The sequence below is a fragment of the Dolichospermum sp. LEGE 00246 genome, from assembly GCF_015207865.1.
In the GTDB taxonomy this organism is placed as follows: domain Bacteria; phylum Cyanobacteriota; class Cyanobacteriia; order Cyanobacteriales; family Nostocaceae; genus Dolichospermum; species Dolichospermum heterosporum.
Map to the genome: position 1 here is coordinate 1 of NZ_JADEWA010000419.1, position 4,866 is coordinate 4,866.

Genomic DNA, 4,866 nt, shown 5'->3' on the forward strand with positions numbered 1-4,866 from the left:
GATTGTCTGTCGAGTGGAAAAACCTCTTAGAAGTCATTCTAAGACCACGATGAAGCAGGAAATAAACACTAAGATTATCGCTGTCCAGATGTGTCTAGACTTTGGTAATTTTGGGTAAGTTTTATAGAACGGAAATATATTTCCCCATTACCAGTTACCAAACTAAAATATTTATGACTTCTTCCATCATTTCTCAAACTGAACCACCCCTTCCCCCTTGGGAAACTTTACCGACAATGTATGATTTACCTAGCGAAAACCCAGAGGAAAAAGGCTGGCGAGACGACTTTCATTTTTTACAACCTTTACTTTTATATTTAACATTTCAACCCATAAACTGGAATCCAGAAATTGTTTATAGTGCGGCTGATCTGAAGCTTTATTATGATCTGCAAAATCCTTTATGGTATAAACGCCCAGATTGGTTTGGTGTAGTAGGAGTCCCAAAATTATATAATGGCCAAGATTTGCGTTTAAGTTATGTCAGTTGGCAAGAACCAGCAAACCCTTTTGTAGTTGTAGAATTATTATCTCCTGGTACAGAAGATGAAGATTTAGGTAATAGAAAAAGTCAAATAGGTAAACCTCCCACAAAATGGGAAGTTTATGAACGGATTTTAAGAATTCCTTACTATATTGTTTTTAGCCGCTACACCAATGAAGTCCGCGCATTTCAGTTAGTAGGTGGTCATTATGAACCTATGAATATGATTGAAGGACGCTTACTAATGCCAGAATTAGGTTTAAGTTTAGGATTATGGCAAGGGACATTTCGAGATATTCCCAAGTTATGGTTAAGGTGGTTCACACTAACAGGAGAATTAATTCCTGAACCAACAGAAGAAGCGGCTGCGGCTAATGAAAGAGTTATTCTTGCTGAACAAGAAACAATAGAAGCAAAAAGAAAAGTTGAACAACTAGGACAACTGTTGCGTGATTTAGGCGTTAATCCCGATACACTGGATAATGCTTAGAGGTTGTTTAAAAAGTATTATATCAAACCAGTAATCTCCAAAAACCTAACCCCCCTACCCCCCTTCCCTGCAAGGGAATGGGGGTTTTAAAGCCTCTCCCCTTGCAGGGGAGAGGTTTGGAGAGGGGTCAGTCTATACATTCAAAACTTTTCAAACACCCTCTTAGACATTACCAATTACCAATTACCAATTACCAATTATCAATGACTAAAATCTTCCTTCCTAATATGGAAGCAACACAACAATTAGGTATTACCCTTGGTGAGACTTTAAATGCTGGTAGTGTGATTTTACTAGAAGGCGATTTAGGTGCTGGTAAAACTACCTTAGTCCAAGGTATTGGTAAAGGTTTGGGGATAATTGACTCTATTGTTAGTCCTACCTTTACTCTCATTAATGAGTACACAGAAGGACGCATCCCCCTTTATCACTTGGATTTATACCGTCTAGAACCTCAAGAAGTTACAGGCTTGAACCTGGAAAGTTACTGGGAAGGCATAGAAGTAACACCAGGAATTGTCGCCATTGAATGGGCTGAAAGAATGCCATATCTACCAGATAGTTATTTAAAAGTATGTTTAAAATATGGTGAAAATGGCGATCGTCAAGCCGAAATTATTACTGTAAATTGTGAACTATACTGAAAACGGTTAATAGTTTAACCAAATATGAAACCCCTCTCCAAACCTCTCCCCGCAACGGGGAGAGGCTTTGAACTTGTTCTTTGTATGATAAAAAAGTCCAGCTTCCAGCCGTTTTGAGTATATCAACAACTGACAACTGACAACTGACAACTAACAACTAACAACTGACAACTGACAACTGACAACTGACAACTGACAACTGACAACTGACAACTAACAACTAACAACTGACAACTAACTACGAAAAAGTTAAAGCTTGTCCACGAACTTGTGTATTTAGCTGACCATGATCATAAACAATTTCACCGCCGACAATTGTTGTTACAGGCCAACCTGTTAAATTCCAACCTTCAAAAGAATTCCAACCACACTTGCTGACAACTTCTTCCCGTTTAACTTCATGGTAATTTTTTAAATCTACCAAAACTAAATCCGCATCATAACCAGGGGTAATTTCACCTTTATTGGCAATACCATAAGCTACAGCAACCGCTTTAGACATCCATTGCACAACTTGGGCAACAGTACATTTTCCATCCATAGCAGCGGTTAACATTAAAGGTAAAGAAGTTTCTACACCGGGCATTCCTGAAGGGGTGTTCGGGTAGGTTTGGGCTTTTTCCTCTAGAGTGTGGGGGGCGTGGTCAGTGGCAATGAAATCAATAATACCATCACGTAAAGCTTGCCAGAGAACTTCATTATCATGGGGCGATCGCAAAGGTGGATTCATTTGTGCTAAAGTACCAATAGTTGCATAAGCACTAGTATTCAACAGTAAATGTTGGGGTGTTACCTCTGCCGTCACCCAACTAGGTTTATCCTCACGCAGCAACTCCGCTTCCTCTGCTGTTGACATATGCAGAATATGTAAACGGCGTTGATATTTTTTAGAAAGCTTTAACGCCAATTGCGTAGCCAACAAAGCAGCTTGATTATCTTGAATTTGGGAATGAATCGCCGGGTCTGTAATCCCAGCAAACTCCTGTTTTCGTTGATTAATTCTCCCTTGGTCTTCCGCATGAACAGCAATTAAACGAGTTCCCCGCGCAAAAATCGCCTCTAGTGCCTCTTCCTGGTTTACCAACAACTGTCCGTGCATTGACCCCATAAACACCTTAATTCCCGGTGTTGGCTGGGCAGAAAGTAAATCTGGTAAATTATCCGCCGTAGCCCCAATAAAAAAGCCATAATTAACTAAGCACTTCTGGGCTGCCCGTTGTAACTTATCATCTAAAGCTGATTGAGTAATGGTTAAAGGTCTTGTATTCGGCATTTCTAGAAAGGAAGTAACTCCCCCCTTCGCGCAAGCACAACTGGCAGTAAATAAGTCTTCCTTATATTCTAGACCCGGTTCACGGAAATGCACCTGGGGGTCAATCACACCAGGCAACAAAGTTAATCCTTGTGCGTCAATCTCACAAGTGGGTGTGGCATTAGTAATTTCTTGTCCTACTTGGGTTATGTGCCTTCCTTCTATCAACACATCGCCAATCATTGACTCACCATTGGGTAAAATAATTTCAGCGTGGCGAATCAGTAAACTTTGTTTTGACATGGATTTAAGATTTTTCAGGATAAAGGAACTATTTATGGATGATAGATAACTTTTTCTTTAAGATAAACTTAATTGGCACGAAGAATCAGCGATTTTGGTTTTGTGTTAAAAAATGTTTATAGTTAAGAAAGCTAAAAACCTGAATGTTTGCAGCTGATAAAAGGAAAACACTAGATTTTTTACTTTATTTACCTACCCTCTGCTCCATCTCGTTAAGATTAATAATATCAAGTCTCTCCCTCTGAGTTCAATACTAGTCTCATAACATACTTCAACAATTTCATGCAAAATCAAGCATCTGATAAAAACTCTAGCCAAGAACCCGATAACTCCTGGATAGTAGAGCTAGGTAAAACGATGATATTGAGTATCTTTCTGGCTCTAGGAATTCGTACCTTTGTCGCCGAAGCTCGTTGGATTCCCACTGGTTCAATGGAACCAACCCTGCATGGTGTAAAGGACCAATGGCAGGCAGACAAAATTATTGTTGATAAAGTAAAGTATAGATTTGCTAAACCGGAACGGGGAGATATAGTAGTATTTTTACCGCCCCAAGAAATACAGAATAATCCTGAACGGGAAGCATTTATTAAAAGAGTAATTGGTTTACCTGGTGAAAAAGTAGAACTGAGAGCAGGCAAAGTATATATCAACAGCAAGCCTTTACGGGAAGATGTTTATCTATCTTCTACTGCACAAACGTTCGTTGAAGCTTGTAACAGCAGTGGACTTAAGCCTCCTTTCTTGGCTCAACCGGAAATTATCCCACAAAATTACTACCTCATGCTCGGTGATAATCGTCCTAACAGTTATGATGGTCGTTGTTGGGGTGTTGTTCCCCGTAGTAATATTATTGGTCGGGCTGTAGTTCGTTTTTGGCCTCTCGATAGAATGGGTACAATTGATAAATCTCCTGCCTATTCATCTCAACAACCGTCAACCACCCATCACTTCCCTTCGGGTAAGTGAGGGCTTGTAAAAGCCTAGTTGACCAGACTCAGTTCTTAACCGAACTACGTTAGAGGTAAGAGTTAAAGACCTACCAGAGGATGCGTAGCTAGTTCCCTGCTCTAGAACTTAAAAGTTAAACAGGCTTAAGGGTTAAACCAGTGCTTTTAAGATAGTTACCGACCTCTAACATTGTCGTTCGCGCCAGCGTGCCGGAGGCATCTAGCTAACATTACCCGCAAGGAGGCTCTTTGGAGCAAAATATTATGTCCAAAGTATTTGTTTTAGACACTGAAAAAAGACCACTAGTGTGGTCTTGGGGGTTTCCCCCATGAACAACTTCATCAAGAAGCCTGTCGCCCAGAAATAAGTCGCAGTAATAGAGGACGCAAGAAGTCTACTACTGTGCTTTCTGTTGGACAGGAAGCCGACACTGTACCGTCAGGTCAGTGTGGGTAGTTCACTACAGCTACCTTAACAGAGGTTGCATCCTGGTTTTCTGGTATCAGCGTTGGTGAAATGCGGCGGCGAATGCGTGCCAATATTGAAATTGATGGTGTCCCAGGATTTTGGGAAGATGGCTTATTTGCTGCTAGTGGTGAAACAGTAGCTTTTCAATTGACACTCCCCGGTCTAAAGACACGGGGATTCTTAATCGAATAATTGCAAACACAACTGCTCGAATAATATCCGCTTTTCAGGTATTACCTTAGATGTACGGTTCCCCGCCTGATGCCGTTTGCCA

Annotated in this window: 4 protein-coding genes and 1 pseudogene; 4 read left to right on the plus strand and 1 reads right to left on the minus strand. The window is 40.6% G+C overall.

What is annotated here, in order from left to right; translation table 11 throughout:
* Positions 1–173: 173 nt before the first annotated feature.
* Both IQ228_RS21195 and tsaE read left to right on the plus strand, forming a co-directional pair.
* On the plus strand, positions 174–974 hold the full coding sequence (locus IQ228_RS21195) for a Uma2 family endonuclease (protein WP_193964324.1): 801 nt from the start codon (positions 174–176) through the stop codon (positions 972–974).
* Between the two features lie 203 nt (positions 975–1,177).
* Positions 1,178–1,618 (plus strand): tRNA (adenosine(37)-N6)-threonylcarbamoyltransferase complex ATPase subunit type 1 TsaE, encoded by a 441-nt coding sequence (gene tsaE / locus IQ228_RS21200; RefSeq protein ID WP_193964333.1) that lies wholly within the window; start codon positions 1,178–1,180, stop codon positions 1,616–1,618.
* A 238-nt stretch (positions 1,619–1,856) separates the two neighbouring features.
* On the opposite strand, the gene IQ228_RS21205 is transcribed toward tsaE, so the two are convergent.
* Positions 1,857–3,173, minus strand: a complete 1,317-nt coding sequence (locus IQ228_RS21205) for a dihydroorotase (RefSeq protein ID WP_027401128.1) — start codon at positions 3,171–3,173, stop codon at positions 1,857–1,859.
* Positions 3,174–3,455: 282 nt separating this feature from the next.
* Between IQ228_RS21205 and lepB the strand changes: the two genes are divergently transcribed.
* Together lepB and IQ228_RS21215 are read left to right on the plus strand one after the other, a co-directional pair.
* Complete coding sequence (lepB, locus tag IQ228_RS21210) at positions 3,456–4,142, plus strand: signal peptidase I (protein ID WP_027401129.1); 687 nt, start codon at positions 3,456–3,458, stop codon at positions 4,140–4,142.
* Between the two features lie 441 nt (positions 4,143–4,583).
* A pseudogene (locus IQ228_RS21215) lies at positions 4,584–4,742 on the plus strand (MOSC domain-containing protein); the annotation flags it as partial.
* Between the last annotated feature and the right edge of the window lie 124 nt (positions 4,743–4,866).